An 18257-nucleotide genomic window follows, 5' to 3' on the forward strand; every position below is an offset into this window, starting at 1 on the left:
CCCGTGCATCCGGACGCCTTCCGCGACAACGATCTGTTCCGGCTGCTCGTGCAGGGCGTCCGCGACTACGCGATCTTCGCGCTCGACCCCGGTGGCCACATCGTGAGCTGGAACGCCGGAGCCGCGCGGATCAAGGGCTACGCCGCCGAGGAGATCATCGGGCGGCACTTCTCGGCGTTCTACCCGCCGGAGGACGTCCAGTCCGGCAAGCCGGAGTGGGAGCTGCGCGTCGCGAGGGCCGACGGCGCGATCGAGGACGAGGGCTGGCGGGTGCGCAAGGACGGCACCCGGTTCTGGGCGAACGTCATCATCACGGCGCTCTACGACGACGGCGGTGAGCTGCGCGGGTTCGGCAAGGTCACCCGCGACATGACCGAACGGCGGCGCGCCGAGCAGCAGCTCACCGACCGGCGCCGGCTGCTCGCCCACCTGGTCGAGGCGCAGGAACGGGAACGGCAGCGCATCGCGTGGGACGTCCACGACGACACCATCCAGGCCATGGTCGCGGTCGACATGCGGCTGCAACTGCTCGCCGGCAAGCTGTCCGCCGAGCACCGCAGGACCGTGGACCAGCTCGACGGCGCGGTCCGCGCCTCCATCAGCAGGCTGCGCAACCTGGTGTTCCGCGTCCGCCCGCCCGGCATCGAGCGCCACGGGCTGAGGGACTCGCTGGCCGCCTACCTCGCCGACACCGCGACGGTGGCAGAGATCCGCTACTCGCTCGAACAGGAGCCGGGAGCCGACGCCGCCATCACGATCTTCCGCATCTGCCAGGAGGCGCTGACCAACGTCCGCAAGCACGCGCGTGCCTCGTCCGTCGTGCTCGAGCTGTCCACGGTGGACCACGGGTTCCTGGTCCGGGTGGTGGACGACGGCGTCGGGTTGCCCGGCCTCGATCCGAACGCGGGCCACTTCGGACTGATCGAGATGCGGGAACGGGCGGAGGCCGCCGGCGGGTGGTGCACCGTGATGGGGCAGGAGAGCGGGGGCACCGTCGTCGAGTTCTGGCTCCCGGACGTCCGGTCATGACGGTGCGGGTGCTCATCGCCGACGACGATCCCCTGATCAGGGACGTCCTGCGCGACGTGCTCGACGACGAGCCGGACCTCGAGGTGGTGGCGGTCGCCGCGGACGCCCGCGAGGCCGTCGAGCTGGCCGAACGGCACTCGCCGACGGTGGTCGTGCTCGACGTGCGGATGCCGTTCGGTGGTGGTTCGCTCGCGGCCACCGAGATCCTGCAGCGTGCACCCGGCACGCGGATCCTGGCGTTCTCCGCCTACGCCGATGCTGGCGCGGTGGACGAGATGCGACGCGCCGGCGTCACGGACTACCTGGCCAAGGGCGTGCGCAACACCGAACTGGTCGCCGCCGTCCGGAGGTTGGGAGGCGGGTAGGTTGTGGTGGGGAAGCAACGGCCGTAACGTCGGGGATGTAGCCGGGTTCAGCAGCGTGCTCGGAGTCAGAGTCTCATGCGCTTCGGCCACCGGGGAGTGCTGGTGAACGAAGATCAGTTCAAGGAATCACCGCTGCTCACAGTGCGTGCCACCGAGGTGGCCGGGCTGATGGTCGTCGCTGTCGAAGGTGAGATCGACGTCGACACCGCCGACGACGTGCTCGACGCCGTTCGCCTGGGGTTCGTCTCCGAGGGACCCGCTCTGATCGCCGATCTCACGCTGGTCACCTTCTTCGGCTCCACCGGCATCTCCACGTTGATCTCGGCCCACGAGCTGGCCGAGGAACACGGCAAGAAGCTCCACATCGTCGCGCCGCAGCGCGCCGTCAGGAGACCGCTGCAGGTCACTGGTGTGGCCGACGTCCTCTCGCTGCACGACTCCGTCGAGGAGGCGGTGTCGGCCCTCAAACCGGTGCCCAGCGAGTAGGGCCCAGGCACCGGTCCGCACGTCTCAGCCGGCCAGCTCGGCCAGCTTCGGCACCACGTCGTCCGGGGACGGCATGGCGGCGATCTCCGCTGCGATGCCGGCGTTCGCGGCTCGAACATCGTTGTCCCGCAACAACTTTCGCGCGACCTCCTGCACCGCGTCCGAAGTGAAGTCCTCGCCGACGAGCTGGGCGCCCAGGCCGGTGTCCGCGACGATCTCGGCATTGCGGAACTGGTCGGCACCCTGAGGCAGCACGAGCTGCGGTAGGCCGTGCGTCATCGCGGCGACCGTGGTGCCGGCGCCGCCGTGGTGCACGACGAGATCTGCGTGCGCGAGCAGATCCGCCTGGGGCACCCACGGGAGCACGTGCACGTTGCCCGGCACGTCGGTCAGCACGGACGGGTCGACCTGCGGCCCGGTCGCGACCAGCACCTCGGCGTCGACGCCGGACACCCCGGCGATCGCCGTGCGCAGCACGTCCGGGTTCGAGAACGCGGTGCCGAACGTCAGGTAGACCAGCGGCCTCTCGTGTTCCACGACCCAATCGGGCAAATCGCCCGGTTCGGCGAACGGAACCGGTCGCATCGGAATTCGAGCCACGCTCGCGAGGTGGTTAAGATCTTGTAAAGACGGCGGGAAGACGTCGAGATAAGTCGATCCGAGTCCGTAATGGTGCCCATTCGGCAAGGTGATGCCGAGTTCGGCGACGTACTCCAGAAGGAGGTTGCTCATCGCCTCCGGAATGAGGTTCTCGTCCATCTTGCCGAACCCGTGGCAGACCGCCGGAATCCCGGCGCGCAGGGCGGCGAGGCCCGCGCCGGGGTTGATGAGCTCGAAGACGACGAGGTCGGGCTTGTCCCGTTCGAGCACCGGTTCCAGATCGTTCACGAAGGCTCTGGGCAGCACGGACCCGAAGGCGTCCACGGCGGTCTGGCGCAGCATGTCCCGGCGGAACTCGGCCGTGCCGTGCAGCGCGTTCGCCTGGCGGAACGCGTCCCAGATGCTGATGCCCGCGTCGACCACGGTGAACCCGAGCTTTTCCACAGTCGGGTGGAATCCTGAGTCGACGGCGTAGAGAACGTCATGTCCTTGCGCTCGCGCGGCGATCGCGAGCGGAAGTATCGGGTAAACGTGTCCGTGTGAGCCTAAGCTCGAGAAGAGAATGCGCACTCGGCCAGATTAGGTGCTGTTCTATTGCATCGGGAGACTTTCCCACCGTTCAGCCACGTCGTTGGGTGAAGGCATCGCCGCGATCTCGGCGCGCACCTCACCGGCGGCCCGCTGCAGCTTCGAGTCCTCGATCAGCCGGGTGAGCAGCGCCGCCGTGACCTCACGCGGTTCGGCCCGCAACCCGGCCCCGCGCCCGGTGATCGCGGTCGCGTGCACGGTCCGGTCACCGGGTCCCGGCTCGACGAGCTGAGGCACCCCGGCCGCGAGCGAGCCGAGCACCGTGCCCGCCCCGCCGTGGTGCACGATCCCGTCGCAGAACGGCAGCACCCGCGGCAGCGGCACCCACCCGACCGTCCGGACGTTGTCCGGCAGGCCCTGTGCCCGGTCCGGCCGGACCAGCACGAACTCGGCGTCCACCTGCTCGGCCGCCCTGACCACGGCCGCCATCATCCGCCCGGCACCAGGACCGGGCGCGGTGCTGCGGCTGACCAGGATGCGCGGCGTCCCGGACGGCTCCGCGAGCCACCGCGGCACCTCACCGTCACCGCTGTACGGCGCGAACCGCATCCGCTCGCCACCGGGGAACTCCGCGAGCGACGGCGGCGCCGTGCGCAGAACCGTTGCGGGAGAACGCACTTCGGCCTTCATCCGCGCCCCGACCGCGGCCGTCAGCTCCAGCCCGTCGAACAGCGACACGTCGTGGACGATCGAAGGCACCCCCAGCGCCGACCCGGCGGCCGCGAGCGGTTCGTGCACCACGACGTCCGGCCGCCACCCGCGAGCGAACGCCTGCAGCGGCGCGGTCATCGCGTCACCGACCTTGCCGAACATCCGCGACACGAAGTCGAGCCGGCCGCTGCCCCGCAGCTCCCTCTTGGCCACCATCGGATGCGTGAGCATGATGCGCAGCGCGATCGGTCCGAAGCGGACGCTCGACGGCACGACGTCCTCGACCCGCAGGCCGGAGTCGCGGACCCGCAGCGCCTCGCCGCCCGTCGCGACCACGACCTCGTGACCCGCGTCGCGCAACGCCAGGGCCAGCGGCATCAACGGGAAGACGTGACCCAGGAGGGGAGCGGCGACCACAAGAACACGCATAGACCCAGGTTAACCGCATGCGAGCGGATGCCTCGGTTGCCAGAATCCCGCCATGCCACGAGCCTGGAACGATCTCCGCTGGGACGAGGAGTGTCCCGGTCTGGTGAAGCTCGTCGCTTCCCGGAAGACCATCGCCTGGGAACAGGTGCCCGTGTCCGACCCCGCATTGGACCGGTACCTGGAACAGGTGGCTGCCGCGTACGTCAACGGCGGCTACCTGCTCAGCCGCTGGCGAGCGGTCGAGTACTCGGACACGACGACCTGGTACACGGCTCGCCGCCAGATCGACGGGTACGGCCTCCTGCGCACGTTCTTCGGCAACGAGGTCGTCCGGGAAGGACTCGCTCCGCTCCAGCTCGCGCCGGACCCCGACATCTCGAGCCTCGAAGAGCCTCTGGCCGCGACCCTCTCCCTGGACGGCATGCTGGCCTGGGTGCTCGTGAACGGCGGCGCCCACAAGGCGTACGAGGGGCCGGCTCGGGAGGCCAAAGCGCTCGCGGTGACAGCTACCGAGGCCCTGACGCAGAACCGGTTCGAGGACTTTCACGTGCACGTCAGCCGTGATGCGTGGACTCCGTGGTTCTACGACGTGGCGTGGGACCACACCTACGTCCTGACCGACCTCGCGAACGCCGAGATCACGGTCCTTTGCATCACCGACACCGACTGACCTACGGCTCGACCAGCCGCCGCACGGCCTCCTCGACGCACCGCCGCCGCTCCAGGTGGTTCGAGCACGTGCCGTTCGACCACATCGACGCCACCGCCTGCACCAGCTGCAACACGTGCTCCGCCGAGAACCGCGACGACACCACCCCGGCCTCCTGCGCGGACCGGATCGCCTCGACCTCGGCCACCCGGCTGCCCGATCCGCGCCGCTCCAGCCGTTGCCAGGTCGCGAGCCGCGCGAACTCCGGGTGCCGGTGGTGCAGGTCGTACAACCGGGCCGCGTAGCCGGGCAGGTCGCGGGCGTCGAACTCCACCACGGCCGCGCCCATCACCTCCGACTGCACGGCGTCGAACAGCTCGTCCTTGCCGCCGTAGTAGTTGTAGGCGAGGCCCGCGGAGCACCGGGCGATGCGCGCGATGCGTTCCATCCGCGCCCCGGCGATCCCGTAGGCGGCGAACTCGACCAACGCGGCGTCCAGCAACCGGCGGCGGGTGCGTTCCCGATCGCGGCTGTGCATGGGACCAGGCTATGGCGAAAGGGCCGCACCCCTGAAGGGATGCGGCCCCGGAAACCGGCGACTACTTGGCCATGTCGAACCAGTTGAAGCCCTCGACCATGTGACGGTTGGTCTCGCTGACGTAGCGCGGGCCGTCGAGCTCCCAGCGCGTCACCCAGCGGTAGGTGCCCGGCTCCAGCGACTCGTCCTCGCGGGTGTTCTCGTCGTCCTTGACCGGGACGTACTCCTTGAAGGTCCTCTTGGTCAGGGTGACGTCGAGCGACTCGTAGGCGGACTGGGTGTAGAGGTAGTTGCCCTGGCCGCTGTCGGCCGCACGGCCCGGGTCGGCCAGCTTCAGCTTCATCGTGCTGCCGTGGAACGAGCCGGTCGCGGACACGACCGTGACGATGTGGCCACCGCCGCGCTGCAGTGAACCGGCCATCGGGCCAGCCCCGTAGCGGCCGTACACGAGCTGCAGCGGCCCCTCGTTGAGCTTCTTCGCGAGGTCACCGGCGAAGTCCGGGTGGTCGTTGGTGCTCACCACGCCCGTGGACGTGGTCCAGCCGGCGTCGCGGGCGGGCTTGGTGGCGATGTCCCAGGCCTTGCGCAGGTTGGTGAGGTTGGTGCCGTCGCTGGTGTACTGCGCGTCGACGCCGATGCGCCCGATCGAGTTGGTGATGACGCCGTAATCGGCCGGGTCCTTCGGGTCGAGGTTGCCGACCTTGGTGGTCAGCCAGCCGACCGGGGCGTCCTTCTCGTGACCCCAGTAGTGCAGGACGTTGTAGAGGGACGCGGGGCCGCAGTAGGCGCCGCCGTTGTTCTCGAAGCCGGCGCGGTGCTGATCCACGTCGCTGACGCCGCACTTCTTGACGTTGAAGTCGGCACCCGCCAGGTCGGACGCGCCGACGCACGGGGGCGGCGTGCCGATGATCGGGTCTGCCACCGCGGTGGCGGGAGCGACGACGGCGGTCAGGGCTGCGGCGGCGATCAGAGCGTTGCGGATCATTTCGGTTTCCCCTTCGAGATCTTGTGTTCCCCTGCGGTGACACAAGATTCGCCGAGGCGAACCCCCAAGGGCATGAGGGGAGAACCCTCAACCCTCCAGCCGGAAAGATGGGTGTATCAGGGACACCCCCACGTCGCTCTGTCTCAGGCAAGGACGCGTGCGAGATCCCTGCGACCTGCGATTCCGAGCTTCGTGTAGATCCGGCCGAGGTGGTTCTCGACGGTCTTGGGCGTCACGAACAGCTCCTGCGCGATCTCCCGGTTCGCCCGTCCCGCCGCCGCCAGGTCGGCCACCCGCCGTTCGGACGCCGTCAGCGCCTCCGCCCCCAGCACGACCTGCCGTCGTGGCCGGTCGCCGAGGGCCTCCAACGCCTCGACCGCGCGGGTCTGCAGCGCCGCCGAACCGCAGTCGCCCGCCAGTTCGATCGCCCTGTGCAACGGCTCCCGCGCATCGGTCCGCCGCCGGGCCACCCTGAGCGCCTCACCCAGGTCGACCAGCGAGCGGGCGAGCTCCAGGCGGGAAGGCGAGCCCTCCAGCACGGTCACGGACTCGGTCAGCAGCTCCAGCCGCGAGTCCGGGTCGGCGTTCGAGAGCAACCGCAGAGCCGCACCGACCTCCGTGGCCGCACCCCACCTGCGGGCGACCTCCACCTGCTCGGCGGCCAGTTCCAGCGCGAGTTCCTGCTGGTTGAGCAGCAACGCGGCGCGCGTTGCCGGAGCGCGCCACGGGATCGTGGGCGGATCGACGTGCACCTGGTGCATCGCGTCGCGCTGGCGGTAGGCCTCGGACATCGCGCGCCGTGCGTCGCCCTCGGCCAGTGCGATCAACGCGCGCACCTCGTGCAACCAGATCATCGGCATGGTCAGCCGGGCATCGGCGTGTGCACCGTCGAACGCGCCGATGAACGCGGATGCCGCCGCGACATCGCCTCGTTCGAGCGCCGCGTAGACCGAGAAGTGCGTCGAGGTCGCGCGCAGGCTGATCACCTCGGACACCGGGTCCTCGTGCGCGACGGCGGCCAGCGCGCCCTCGGCCTCCGCTTCGACGGCCTGCATGTTGCCGCAGCGCCAGTTCAGGAACAGCGACGCGTTCGCCACCATCGCGAACTCGATCGGCGACCCGTGGGCCCGCACCTTCAACCGGGCCCGCTCGATCTCGTGCCGTGCGGTGTCCACGCCGTCAGCCGCCATCAGCGCGAGCAACGCCACGAGCCACGCGACCATCGCGTCCGTGCTGCCCGTCGCGTCGTCCAGGTACGCACCGTTCGCGAGCGCGCGCGTCGCCGTCGCGGCGACCTCGTCGTGCGGCCACACCTCGTAGCGGCCCATCTGGGCGAGCAGGCCGAGCAGCGTGCGTTCGTCCGGCGTGCCGCCCGCGAGGCCGGAGTAGCCGCTGAGGTGCGCGGACGCGATCTGGCGCTGGTCGGGGAGGAACGAGCGGAACACCGCCAGCCGTGCCTCCAGGTGCAGGCGCGACTCGCCGTCCGGGCGGGCCTTGATGGCTTCTTCGAGTTCCGCGATCGCCGCGGCAGGGCCTTCCAGTGCGGCCGTCGCCGAGGCCGCGGCCGCCACCAGTTCGGCGTCCGGAAGTCCTTGCGCCGCGGCCTTCAGGTGCCGGTGCGCGTTGACCGCGTCGCCGAGCCGCAGCAACGCGCGCCCCAGTTCCGCGCGCAGCCCGGCGTCGGTGGGCCGCTCGTCCACGGCTCGCGTCAGATGTCCCGCGGCGGTGCGAGGGTCGCCGGCCGAGAGCAACGTCGCCGCGGCCTTCCTCAGCACGTCCGCGGCGTTCGGCAACGTCCCCTTGGGAGCGTGCACGAGGTGTGCGGCCACCCGATCAGCCGGTGCGTGCGACTCCTGCAACGACTTCGCGGCACGCGCGTGCAGCGAGGCGCGCGCGATCGGCCCGAGACCGGTCAGCACCGCCTCGCGCACAACGGGATGCACGAACTCCAGGTGCTCGCCGGTGATCAGCACGTTCGCCGCCGTCAACGCCTCGACGGCGGCCGGGAGATCGGTGACCTCCGCCAGTTCCGCGGCCTGCCACGGATCGGCGTGCGTGCCGAGCACGGCGACCGCGCCCGCGAGCGCCACCGCTTCGGCCGGCAGCCTTCCCAGCGTGGCGCGGAAGACGGTGCTGGGGCCGAGCGTGCCGACCTCCTCGGCCGTCGCGGCGTCGTCCAGCGGCAGCCCGAGCGCCGCGAGCTCGTCGACCAGGACCCCGGACAGGAACGGGTTCCCGCCGCTCGCCGCGTGCAGGGCGGTGACCACCTCGGGGTGCCCGCCGACCAGGGCGCTGAGCGCGTCCGTGGTGAGCGGGCGCGGCAGCAACCGGTCGGCGGACACGCTGAGCTGCGCGAGCGGCCCGAAGTTGTCCATCGGCGGCCTGGTCGCGACGACCAGCGCGATCGGCAGGTCCGCGATCCGGCGCGACAGGTAGACGAGGAACTGCAGTGACGAGTGGTCCGCCCAGTGCGCGTCGTCCACCGTGATCAGCAGCGGCCGGGTGGACGAGAGGTCCACCGCGACCCACCACAACGAGTGCAGCGTGCGGGCGAGCTCGGCCTGGCTCGGGTCGAGCGCGGCGTCGTCCAGGGCCTTCAGCGCCGCCCCGGACGGCCCGGCGAGGATCTTCTCGCGCAGCTCACCGGAGTACCGCGACACCGACCGCTCGACCATCTGACGGACGACGCCCCACGCCATCGCGCTCTCCATGGCGTCGCCGACAGCCTGCAGCCGACCGAATCCACGCTCTTTGGCCAGCTCGCGGCACTCGTGCACGAGCCTGGTCTTGCCGATGCCCGCACGGCCCTCGATGACGACGACGCGACCCTCACCACGGGTGGCTGCGTCCAGAGCTTCACGAATGTGCGCGATCTCGGAGTCACGTTCAAGTGGTTCGCGCACGAATTGATCGTAGCGGCCGTCTCGCGCGCTACATGCAGATCATCGGCTGCGCAGAAGAGCGACTTGATGCTCCATTGGAGTGATCGTCAGCGGACGCACCCGGCTTCGGTGGAGCGATCGCCCTCGGTCAGGGCCTTGTCGACGAACGCCCTGGCCTTGGCGGTGTCGACCTCGAACCCGAACCCGGACTCCCGCTCGACGGGCGCGTCGACCGGCAAGGTCGTCACGCTGATCGCCAGCGGACCCGTGAACCGCTGCGCGAACCCCAGCAGGTCCCAGCCCTCGTCCACGCTGATCGACCCGCTGACCGCGCGGGCGAGCGCGAGCGCGTTGTCCTTGGTGATCTTCGAGGCCAGATCGACGAGGAACGCCTGCTGCCGCTTCGCCCGGTCCAGGTCGCCGTTCTCCAGGCCGTGGCGCTGGCGCAGGAAGGCGAGCGCCTGGTCGCCCTGGAGCACCTGCCTGCCGGCCGGGAAGGCGGCCTTGGTGATCGGGTCGTTCGACGGCGCCTTCAGGCACACCGCGACGCCGCCGAAGAGTTCCGAGACATGGCCGATCGCGGACATCTTCACGGCGGCGTAGTGGTCGACCTTCGTCCCGGTCGTCTTCTCGACGGCCGCGGTCAGCTTCCCGGGGGCCTGGGCGTACAGGCTGTTGATCTTCTGGCCGTCCACGAGGACGTCGCGTGGCAGCGACACCACCGAGACCGCCGTCCCGTCCGCCTGGAACCGCGCGAGCATCAGCGCGTCGGTGAGGTCGCGGTCGTCGAGACCGATGAGGAGCACGTTCTGCGTTTCCTGCGTCGCCGACACCGCCGGCGGCGCGGCCTCCGTCTTCTTGATCGTCGTCGGGATGACCACGGCGGCGGCCGCGGCAGCCGCGGTCAGCGTCGCGACGCCGACGATCAGCCCCAGCGGCTTGCGCTTCCTGGCCTTGTGCAGGTTGGCCAGCACGGTCCGGGAGTCAACGCGCTCCTCGGCCTCAGCGTTGATGGCCTGGCGGATCAGGTCGTTCATGAGTGCACCCCCAGGGTGGCGGACCGGGCGAGTTCGTGAGTGCGCAGCGTTTGCAGTGCGCGAGAGAGTTGGCTGCGCACAGTCGATTCCGTGCAGCCGAGCACCTGCGCGATCTCCGCGTCGCTGCAGTCCTCGTAGAACCGCAGCACCAGCGCGGCGCGTTGCTTGCGCGGCAGGATGGCGATCCGTGCGCGCATGGCCTCGCGTTCGGCGTGTGCGTCAGCCGGATCGGCCATCGATGGCACGTGCCTTGCGAGCTCACCGCGTTCCACGGCGATCTCCCGCGCAGACCTGCGGTGCCGCCACGACAGGTAGTCGTTGGTCACCATGCGCTTCACGTAGAGATAGGGCGCGTCCATCGCCCCGATGCGTTCCCACTTGCCCTGTGCGCGCATGAGCACGTTCTGCACGATGTCCTGCGCCAGGTGTTTGTCGCAGGTGATGGCTGTGGCGTACCCCAACAGCCGGTCCAGCCGATCAGCGACGAACTGGTCGAACCCCACGCCGCCCCCTTCTCGTCGTCGGTCGTTTGCGGAGTGGGAAACCCCCTTCGCCGCTCGATCCGCTGCATCGGCTTTTGTGGCCCGGGCCACAGATGTCTCGGTTTGGACGGATTTCGACGTGAAGTCTTTTCATGTTCACGTCCATGGTCGAGCCTTCACCTCATGCGCATCATCCCTGCACTCGCGCTGTTGTCGCTGCTGCTCGTCCCCGTGGACGCGGCGGCCGCTCCCAACGGCAACTACTACCTGCAAAGCGCCGTGACCGGCCAGAACGCCGCCGTCTCCGGCTCGTCCGCGGTCCAGCACCGCCCCAAGGGCAACGAGGACCGCCAGCAGTTCTCCTGGAACGGCAGCACGCTGGCCGAGGGCGGCCTGTGCCTCGGCCGGTCCGGCGACGCTGCCCAGATGGTCAGCTGCTCCAGCCCCGACGCCCGGTGGACCGGGCTCCTCGACGACCAGGACAGGTACCGCTTCAAGGACCCCGGCGCCGACCGCTACCTGATCGCGTCCGGCACCGACCAGATCCGCGTCGGCACCGGCGCCGACACGTGGTTCCTCACCCCGGTCACCCCGGTCCGCGTCCCGACCCCGGCCGATCCGCGCCTGGACGAGATGACGTTCCTGACCGCCCACAACGCCTACGCGAACGGCGTCGACGGCGGCTTCATGTTCGCCAACATCGCCCCGAACCAGTCACGCGGCATCGTGCAGCAGCTCAACGACGGCGTCCGCGGCTTCATGCTCGACATCCACCAGACCCCCGACGGCGCGATCCTCTGCCACAACAGTTGCACGGCCGTCAGCAGGCCGGTGGCGTTGAACGTCGACATCCAGCGCATCGTCGACTTCCTGAAGGCACGCCCCAGCGAGGTCGTCACGGTGTTCCTCGAGGACTACGTCTCCGCCGACGTCCTGCGCAACGAACTCGCCCGTGTGCAGGGCCTCAACGACGTGCTGTTCCGCGCCGAGGGCGTCCGGGAGAACGGCTGGCCGACGTTGTCGCAGATGAGGGCGTCCGGCAAGCGTTTGCTCATCTTCACCGACCACGGCCGCGACGGCCGCGAGAACTCCGGCGTGCTCTACCAGAAGGACTGGACCGTCGAGAACTACTGGTCGATGGGTTCCGGCACCGGCGCCTCCGACTGGTCCTGCTACTCCCGTTGGGGAGACAAGCCGCTCACCGCAACGGAAACCGGCTTCCGCCCGCTGTTCGTGATGAACCACTTCCGCGACGTCCCGATGCAGGGCACCGTCGCCACGGACAACTCCAAGCTCGTCAACCGCGCCCAGCGCTTCTGCGAACCCGCCGCCCGCAAGACCCCGAACTACCTGGCCGTCGACTTCTACCACCTCAACACGCCGTCGCTCCCGGCCGAACGCCACCCGTCCGGCGCTGGCTCCGTCGAGCTGTCGGCCACCCCGGCCCTCTGCCTGGACAACGACAACGGCGGCACCGCCAACGGCAACCCGGTCCAGATCTGGGGCTGCAACAACACCTACGCGCAGAAGTGGCGCGTCGTCGCCGACGGCACCATCGCCATCGCCGGCAAGTGCCTCGACGTCAACAACAGCGGCACCACCAACGGCACGAGCGTGCAGCTGTGGGAGTGCAACGGCACGGGCGCGCAGCAGTGGCGCGTGCGGTCGGACGGTTCCGTGCAGAACCCGCAGTCGGGGCTGTGCCTGGACAACCCCGGTGCGTCGACCACGCCCGGTACGCGCCTGAACATCTGGAGCTGCAACGGTTCCGCGGCTCAGGCCTGGAAGTTCCGCTAGATCTTGCGGCCGATGCCCACGTAGACGTCCTGAGGGCCGCCTTCTCCGGCCGGGCCGGGTTCCGGGTGCCAGTTCGGCGCCGGGACGACGCCCGGCTGGAGGAGCTCCAGGCCCGTGAACATGGGCTCGAACTCCGTGAGCGAGCGGAAGTACATCGGGTCGCGGCTGTGCTTCATGGCCTCGACGACGGCGCCCATCTCATCCGGCTTGAAGTCGGCGGTGAGGTGCGACAGGGCGACGAGGCTGCCCTCGGGCACGGCGTCGCGGTAGCGGGCGACCACCTCGGCGGGGCCCTTCTCGTCCGAGACGAAGTGCAGCACGGCGATCATGAGCAGGCCGACGGGCTTCGAGAAGTCGATCAGGTCCTTCACGACCGGGTCGGACAGCACGTCGTCCGGGCGGCACATGTCCGCCTGCACGACGCCCGCGTTGTCGTTGCCCTCCAGGATGAGCTGGCTGTGCGAGACCGCCACCTCGTCGTAGTCCACGTACACGACTCGTGCGTCGGGGTTTTCCTGTTGCACGATCTCGTGGACGTTGCCGACCGTGGGAATGCCCGAGCCGAGGTCGAGGAACTGCGTGATGCCCTGCTCCATCATCAGCAGGACGGCACGGCGCATGAACGAGCGGTTCGACGCGGCGATCGCGCGGCCTTCGCGCAGGATCTGCAGCACCTTGTCGCCGACCATGCGGTCCGACGCGAAGTTGTGGCCACCTCCCAGCAGGAAGTCGTAGACGCGTGCCGCGCTGGGCACGTCCGTGTTGATTCCCGCGGGGACCCAGGAGAAAGGCTCGGCCATGCCGCAGAACCTACTCGAACGCGTGCACGCGTGTAGCGGCCCGGATCGGTGACAGCGTCATCCAGAACGGGCGAAACGCGTCGAAACGTGCTCTGCCAGCAGCAATGCGCCGGCCGCCCGTGCTTCCTGGTCGAGCCAGCGCAGGTGGTCGTCCGCGCGTGCCGAACGGAGGTTCCTGGCCGACTCCACGGCTTCCTGGGCGAACCCGGTGGCCGTGGGGAGATCGCCCAGAGCGAGGTGGTTGCGGGCCAGCGCCGTCAACGTCAGGGTGCGCGCCCGGCCTTCGCCGTACGTGCCGACCTTCGTGGTGAGAGCGGCGACGGCCTGCGCGGGATCGTGCAACGCGCGCCGGTCGGCCCAGGCGTTGTGCGCCGCCACGAAACCGAGCTGGAACGCTTTCAACGCGTCGTCGGGAGCGTTGTGGTGCAGGAACATCCGGCCCGCGCGGGTCAGCACGGAGGCGATGAGCGCCTCGTTCTCCGCCTGCCGCGCCAGCGTCAGCGCCTTCGCGAAGTGCGGCAGGGCCGTGCCGGGCCGGCCGCTGTCGAACGCCGTCCAGCCGGCCAGTTCGTGGACCTCGGCGACGGCGGTCCACGAGGCGTCGTCCACGACGATCATCGGTTCGACGGCGGCGAGGTGCTCCAGAACCGCGCTGTGGCAGGCGATGCCGCCGTAACGACGGTCCAACGTCCGCAACGCCTGAGTGCGCGCCGCGATCGTTTCGGGGGAGGTGCGGCGAGACGGCATCGCGGGCGGCAGCCAGTCGAACGTGGGCGCGCCGACCGTGATCCTTGCGGCGTGCTCCAGGAACCGTTGCCGCGCCTCGGAGTTCTCCCTGACCAGCTCCTCGGCCTCGGGGAACCCGTCCGCCACGGCGGCCGTGCACCACTGCGCGGCCTCGGCTTCCTCGCCGAGCGCGAACAGGACCTGCGCCAGCCGCACGGCGGCGTCACCGAGGCGTTGGTCGGCGGCGACCCTGAAGTGGACGGCCGCCTCGTGCAGGCGACCGGCCCGTTCCGCGGCCTCTCCCAGGCGGTACTGGTGCTCGACGGCGTCGTCGAGCTCGAACTGGGCCAGCAGCTCACTCATCACTGCCTCCGAGGATTCGTCGCAGCTCGGCACGGCCGCGGGTGAGGTGAGTGCGCACGGTCGACTCACCGACCACGAGCACCGCGGCGATCTCGCTGACCGAGTAACCGAGCAGGTGGTGCAGCGCCACGGTCTCGCGGTGCCTGGGGGAGAGTTCGCGCAACGCCGCGTGCAGCGCTTCCACGTCGTGCGCCGGCTCAACGACCTCGGGCACCTCGGCCAGCGGCGTTTCCCTTCCGTACCGCTGCTGCCACCGCCGCATGAGCCGTATGGCGACCTTGAGCACCCACGCCTCGGGTTTGTCGTACGCGTGGATGTCGCTCCATCGGTGCTGTGCGATCAGCATGGCGTCCTGCGCGATGTCCTCCACCGCGCGAGTGTCACCGCTCAGAGCCGTCAGCGTCCTGGTGACCACGGGCAGGCACTCGCGGAAGAACTCCGCGAAGCCCAGATCCGGTGCGCTCAACGGCCTTCCCTTCAGCGTCCGCAGGTGTCGTTAACCGCCCTCGGGCGACCTTCACCGGTTACAGGCGTTGAAACCAGCGAAGGCTGACAGACGGGAAGGGAATTCACCCGATCGGAGGCCCTAGGGGAGCAGGTGGCGGAAGGCGGCGACCAGCAGCATGCGTTGTTGGTCGACGTCCACGCCCTCGTCCAACTCGTCGTCCTGGCGGTACTCCCGGCCGCTGGGGGAGCCTCGTCCACCGAACGACTCGACGCGCACCGCGATGTCCACGACGTCCGAAACGAGCTCCACAGTGGACTCGTCGTCCGGGATCGGCTCGTTCTGGTGGTACAGCTCGTAGGAGAACCGCATCCCGATCGTGCCGTCGAACGTGATCTGCTCGGTCGGAAGCTGCATCGCGGCGAACACCGCCCGGTACAACGAGGCACCGGTGAGGTGCAGCGGCGTCATCACGACGTGCGTGGTGCCGAGGTCGTGGCTGCGCACCGAGATCGCGACGGTCGGTCCGTCCGGCTTCGGCGGGACCGGTTGCGGGAACACGGGAAGCTCCGACTTGCGGTCGGAGCGCCAGGTCGCGACGAGACGGTCGGCGGCGTCCACGAGGTCGATGTGCTTGCGGGGCGCGAGAAGGGGCGGCAGCGGCTCCTCGTCCAGCCGCACGATGAACAGGAAGGCGCGGCGGCGCGTCATCTCCAGGGTGAACGCCGCGGTCCACTCCGCCGCCGGCTCGCGTCGCGGGGTGTTCGCCGACCACAGCAGGACGTGGTAGTCGGAGGTGGCCAGCGCCTCGTCGATCGAGGTGGCGGCGTTGTCGCCGGACGTGCTCTCGTCCTCGGTCAGGTACGCGTTGACGTTGCGGGACTCCAGTTCGGCACGGAGTTGCTCGGCGTGCGCACGGTCCTTTCCGGCGAACGACAGGAACACCTTGGGGCGGGTTTCGAGCGGCACGGGGTCTCCGTTCTTCCTGAGTCTTCTGCGCAGCGGGCCCGCTGAGGTCTGGAAGCCCGCGTCGCCGTGCAGGGACCAGCACGCCCAGTCCGCCGGGTGCCGATCGGCGACTTCGACCAGTGCGTGCTGCAGGGCGCGATCTCGGGGAAGCTTCGCCAGGTGGCGGTCGAACGCGTCGAGCACCTGCCGCGCGGCCGCGTCCTCCGCCTGCCAGCGAGCGGCGACGACCGCTCCTGGCCCCGCGGCCGTGACAGCGCGGACGATGCCGGAGTCGCAGGCGCCGAGCACTACCGTGCCGCACGCGCTGAAGTCCATCTTCTCCAGCGCTTCCACGGACACCCGTTCGTCGGCGAACTGCAGCCACGACTGGTCGGGGTTCATGCGGTCGTGTGCGGCCTGGGCGTCGATGCGGATGCGTTGGGAGCGGCCCTCTTCGAGAGTTCGCCGCAGCTGCGAGGCTTCCTTGCAGATCACCGCCCCGTCGCCCCTCTGCCCGCGGGCGCTGCGTTGCCGGGGACGCAGCGCGGACAGGCACGGCAGGCTGGACAGCGCGTGGGTCATGCCGAGGAAGAGGTTCGTGCCGGGGACGGGCAGGCCCGCCAGCGGGACGTCCGCGAGGACGCCGCCCGCCACGACGACGATCCTGGTGGCCTTGGGCGGCAGGGCGCCGACGACGTCCTCCAGCCCGATCAGACCGGCCAGCTCGGCGAGCAGCGCGCCGAGGATCGCCCTGTCGTACTTGGGCTTCCAGGCCTTGAGTCGCCGGATCGTGTCGGTGAGGTCGCCGATGTGGACAGAGGTCGTCACGTGCGTGGTCCTGCGACCGACGAGCACGTGGTGGAGCTGGTCCGGCGTCGCGTGCATCATCCACACGACCTGGTCCTTCGGCAGGTGCCTCGTCGTCCCTGCGAGCCAGCGCCTGGCCGCTGCGAGGTCGGCGAAGCCCGGGAGCTCGCGCGGTCCGGCCTCGGTGAGGTCCGGTCCGGCCCGGGCCGCCTCGACGGCGACCACCAGGCCTGCCAGCGCTTTGGGACCCTCGCGCCGGGCTCGGCGGGCCGCGGCGCGCACGCGGCCGTCCTGCGCGTCGGGGGCCGCGCGCAGCATCCGCAGCTTGACGCTGGGGCTGTCCCGGTGGTCCGCGAGGTCCTCCTCGACGCGGTGCGACTCGGCCCAGTGCCGGGCCGCGAGCTCCTCGTGGCCCGCGTCGGCGAACGTGTCACCGAGTTTGCGCAGCGCCAGCGCGGTGAGCTCGGCGTGCCCCGCACGGCTCGCGATCTCGAAGTGCTGCGCGGCCTGTTCGAGCCTGCCCTGCGCGTAGGCGAGCTCGGCGGCGGTCAGGTGCCACAGCGGCGAGTTCCCGTCGCCCAGCATGCCTTCGGCCTTGAGCAGCTCGTCCCGGGCGATCAGGCGGCGCACGTGGGTGAGCCGGCGTTCCGGCCGGAGCGTCCGGGTGGCGTCGGGGAGCTGCGAGATCACCTCCGGACCGGCCGCGGCGGCCAGCAGCGGGAAGAGCCTGCGGGCCGTGCCCGCCTGCCTGGTCATGACGAGCAGCACGGTCAGCTCGTACAGGACGGCGAACCTCAGCGCGGGTTCGATCTGGTAGCTGGTGACGCATCGCGTCATCACCGCCAGCGCTTCCTCGTACCGGACCTCACGTCGCAGCGCGGCGGCGCGTTGCAGGAACTCGACCGGCGTGCGGGGAGTCCGGTCGCGGAGCTTCGAGACGCGGGTGCCCCTGCGCACGTCCAGCAGCAGCCGGTCCCTGCCGATGTGTTCCAGGTGCTCGGGGCGGCCGGCGCGGCGGAAGTGGCGTTCGGCGGCGTCGAGCTCGCTTTCCGCGGTGGGATAGTCGTAGCGGTCCGCGGCGGCCAGCGCGGCGACTCGGGCGAGCCTCGCCTGTTCCAGTTCGGTGAGCTTCAGCTTCCGCAGCTCGCGCACGTCCCGCTCGGCCGCGACGTGATCCGTTGCCGCGCTGCGGATCTGGGCCCGGAGGATCCTCAGCGTGGTGTCGTTGCCCGCGCTCAGGTACTCGTCGCAGCGTTGCGCGGCCTTGGCGATCGCACCGAGGTTGAGCAGCGTCGCGCAGTGGTCGTGGGCGACGGCCGGGCTGATCTTCGCGGCCCTCACGTAGGCGAGGTCGACGCCGAGGACGTTGCCGCGCAGTGCGGCGGACCTGGCGGCCTTGACCGCGTCCGCGAGTGGGGTGCCGGGTTCGAAGTGCATCAGTTCCCGCAGCTCCGAGTGCTGCCGCTGTCCTTTGTGGCCGGTCCGCCGCCGGTATAGCCGGTGTCGATGCCGCCCATTGCTCCGTCTGATCGGGTCCGCGTGTGCATGGCCGCCGTGGTGACCACGCTGCCCGCGGCCGCGACGAGCACAGCCGCGACCAACGCGACGAGAAGCGTTCGTTGGCGCATGCACGATCCTCCGTGCGTCGCA

17 protein-coding genes are annotated in these 18257 nt (G+C 70.1%); 5 read left to right on the plus strand and 12 right to left on the minus strand.

All coding sequences use genetic code 11. The features are described 5' to 3' along the window. Nucleotides 1-3 precede the first annotated feature (3 nt). The 3 genes from SK571_RS29325 to SK571_RS29335 all read left to right on the plus strand — a co-directional run bounded on the left by SK571_RS29325 (nucleotide 4) and on the right by SK571_RS29335 (nucleotide 1880). Nucleotides 4-1029: a PAS domain-containing sensor histidine kinase gene (locus SK571_RS29325; protein ID WP_319987310.1), complete on the plus strand. Its 1026-nt coding sequence runs from the start codon at nucleotides 4-6 to the stop codon at nucleotides 1027-1029. Beyond that, complete coding sequence (locus SK571_RS29330) at nucleotides 1026-1394, plus strand: response regulator (protein WP_319987311.1); 369 nt, start codon at nucleotides 1026-1028, stop codon at nucleotides 1392-1394. The genes SK571_RS29325 and SK571_RS29330 overlap by 4 nt, the downstream gene beginning before the upstream one ends. Nucleotides 1395-1496: 102 nt before the next feature. Further along, a complete protein-coding gene (locus SK571_RS29335; RefSeq protein WP_319987312.1) occupies nucleotides 1497-1880 on the plus strand; it encodes an STAS domain-containing protein in 384 nt (127 codons plus the stop codon). A gap of 24 nt (nucleotides 1881-1904) precedes the next feature. Here the strand turns inward: SK571_RS29335 and SK571_RS29340 are convergent, their stop codons facing one another. Together SK571_RS29340 and SK571_RS29345 are read right to left on the minus strand one after the other, a co-directional pair. Further along, nucleotides 1905-3050: a glycosyltransferase gene (locus tag SK571_RS29340; RefSeq protein ID WP_319987313.1), complete on the minus strand. Its 1146-nt coding sequence runs from the start codon at nucleotides 3048-3050 to the stop codon at nucleotides 1905-1907. 21 nt (nucleotides 3051-3071) lie between these two features. Next, nucleotides 3072-4148 carry a nucleotide disphospho-sugar-binding domain-containing protein gene (locus SK571_RS29345; RefSeq protein ID WP_319987314.1) on the minus strand — a complete coding sequence of 359 codons (1077 nt, stop codon included), beginning with the start codon at nucleotides 4146-4148 and terminating at the stop codon, nucleotides 3072-3074. A gap of 52 nt (nucleotides 4149-4200) precedes the next feature. On the opposite strand from SK571_RS29345, the gene SK571_RS29350 reads away from it, so the two are divergent. After that, nucleotides 4201-4818 carry a hypothetical protein gene (locus tag SK571_RS29350; RefSeq protein ID WP_319987315.1) on the plus strand — a complete coding sequence of 206 codons (618 nt, stop codon included), beginning with the start codon at nucleotides 4201-4203 and terminating at the stop codon, nucleotides 4816-4818. 1 nt (nucleotide 4819) lies between these two features. On the opposite strand, the gene SK571_RS29355 is transcribed toward SK571_RS29350, so the two are convergent. The 5 genes from SK571_RS29355 to SK571_RS29375 form a co-directional block, all read right to left on the minus strand. Then, nucleotides 4820-5335 (minus strand): TetR family transcriptional regulator, encoded by a 516-nt coding sequence (locus SK571_RS29355; RefSeq protein ID WP_319987316.1) that lies wholly within the window; start codon nucleotides 5333-5335, stop codon nucleotides 4820-4822. Nucleotides 5336-5396: 61 nt separating this feature from the next. Then, on the minus strand, nucleotides 5397-6320 hold the full coding sequence (locus SK571_RS29360; protein ID WP_319987317.1) for a hypothetical protein: 924 nt from the start codon (nucleotides 6318-6320) through the stop codon (nucleotides 5397-5399). A 143-nt stretch (nucleotides 6321-6463) separates the two neighbouring features. Further along, entirely contained in the window at nucleotides 6464-9223 is a 2760-nt protein-coding gene (locus tag SK571_RS29365; RefSeq protein ID WP_319987318.1) for a helix-turn-helix transcriptional regulator, read from the minus strand. 86 nt (nucleotides 9224-9309) lie between these two features. Further along, entirely contained in the window at nucleotides 9310-10239 is a 930-nt protein-coding gene (locus SK571_RS29370; protein WP_319987319.1) for an LCP family protein, read from the minus strand. Beyond that, nucleotides 10236-10742, minus strand: a complete 507-nt coding sequence (locus SK571_RS29375) for a SigE family RNA polymerase sigma factor (protein WP_319987320.1) — start codon at nucleotides 10740-10742, stop codon at nucleotides 10236-10238. The genes SK571_RS29370 and SK571_RS29375 overlap by 4 nt, the downstream gene beginning before the upstream one ends. A 162-nt stretch (nucleotides 10743-10904) precedes the next feature. On the opposite strand from SK571_RS29375, the gene SK571_RS29380 reads away from it, so the two are divergent. Continuing rightward, the gene (locus tag SK571_RS29380) at nucleotides 10905-12518 is read left to right on the plus strand and encodes a ricin-type beta-trefoil lectin domain protein (RefSeq protein WP_319987321.1); all 1614 of its coding nucleotides are present in this window, start codon (nucleotides 10905-10907) and stop codon (nucleotides 12516-12518) included. Here the strand turns inward: SK571_RS29380 and SK571_RS29385 are convergent. The 5 genes from SK571_RS29385 to SK571_RS29405 form a co-directional block, all read right to left on the minus strand. Further along, on the minus strand, nucleotides 12515-13318 hold the full coding sequence (locus SK571_RS29385; RefSeq protein WP_319987322.1) for an SAM-dependent methyltransferase: 804 nt from the start codon (nucleotides 13316-13318) through the stop codon (nucleotides 12515-12517). The two genes, SK571_RS29380 and SK571_RS29385, sit on opposite strands and share 4 nt — an antisense overlap. A gap of 57 nt (nucleotides 13319-13375) precedes the next feature. Beyond that, nucleotides 13376-14407, minus strand: a complete 1032-nt coding sequence (locus SK571_RS29390) for a hypothetical protein (RefSeq protein WP_319987323.1) — start codon at nucleotides 14405-14407, stop codon at nucleotides 13376-13378. Next, nucleotides 14400-14873, minus strand: a complete 474-nt coding sequence (locus SK571_RS29395) for an RNA polymerase sigma factor (RefSeq protein ID WP_319987324.1) — start codon at nucleotides 14871-14873, stop codon at nucleotides 14400-14402. The genes SK571_RS29390 and SK571_RS29395 overlap by 8 nt, the downstream gene beginning before the upstream one ends. 120 nt (nucleotides 14874-14993) lie before the next feature. Further along, complete coding sequence (locus SK571_RS29400; RefSeq protein ID WP_319987325.1) at nucleotides 14994-18044, minus strand: TIR domain-containing protein; 3051 nt, start codon at nucleotides 18042-18044, stop codon at nucleotides 14994-14996. Next, nucleotides 18044-18235, minus strand: coding sequence for a hypothetical protein (locus SK571_RS29405; protein ID WP_319987326.1), 192 nt, complete (start codon nucleotides 18233-18235; stop codon nucleotides 18044-18046). The genes SK571_RS29400 and SK571_RS29405 overlap by 1 nt, the downstream gene beginning before the upstream one ends. Nucleotides 18236-18257 lie beyond the last annotated feature (22 nt).

The organism is Lentzea kristufekii (genome assembly GCF_033949925.1).
GTDB classification, from domain to species: Bacteria; Actinomycetota; Actinomycetes; order Mycobacteriales; family Pseudonocardiaceae; genus Lentzea; species Lentzea kristufekii.

Bases quoted from the DNA above. Each gene is read 5' to 3' on its own strand.
- SK571_RS29405 (WP_319987326.1), bottom strand. From the start codon at position 18,235: ATGCGCCAACGAACGCTTCTCGTCGCGTTGGTCGCGGCTGTGCTCGTC.
- SK571_RS29350 (WP_319987315.1), top strand. From the start codon at position 4,201: ATGCCACGAGCCTGGAACGATCTCCGCTGGGACGAGGAGTGTCCCGGT.
- SK571_RS29390 (WP_319987323.1), bottom strand. From the start codon at position 14,407: ATGAGTGAGCTGCTGGCCCAGTTCGAGCTCGACGACGCCGTCGAGCAC.
- SK571_RS29385 (WP_319987322.1), bottom strand. From the start codon at position 13,318: ATGGCCGAGCCTTTCTCCTGGGTCCCCGCGGGAATCAACACGGACGTG.
- SK571_RS29400 (WP_319987325.1), bottom strand. From the start codon at position 18,044: ATGCACTTCGAACCCGGCACCCCACTCGCGGACGCGGTCAAGGCCGCC.
- SK571_RS29330 (WP_319987311.1), top strand. From the start codon at position 1,026: ATGACGGTGCGGGTGCTCATCGCCGACGACGATCCCCTGATCAGGGAC.
- SK571_RS29380 (WP_319987321.1), top strand. From the start codon at position 10,905: ATGCGCATCATCCCTGCACTCGCGCTGTTGTCGCTGCTGCTCGTCCCC.
- SK571_RS29360 (WP_319987317.1), bottom strand. From the start codon at position 6,320: ATGATCCGCAACGCTCTGATCGCCGCCGCAGCCCTGACCGCCGTCGTC.
- SK571_RS29355 (WP_319987316.1), bottom strand. From the start codon at position 5,335: ATGCACAGCCGCGATCGGGAACGCACCCGCCGCCGGTTGCTGGACGCC.
- SK571_RS29345 (WP_319987314.1), bottom strand. From the start codon at position 4,148: ATGCGTGTTCTTGTGGTCGCCGCTCCCCTCCTGGGTCACGTCTTCCCG.
- SK571_RS29370 (WP_319987319.1), bottom strand. From the start codon at position 10,239: ATGAACGACCTGATCCGCCAGGCCATCAACGCTGAGGCCGAGGAGCGC.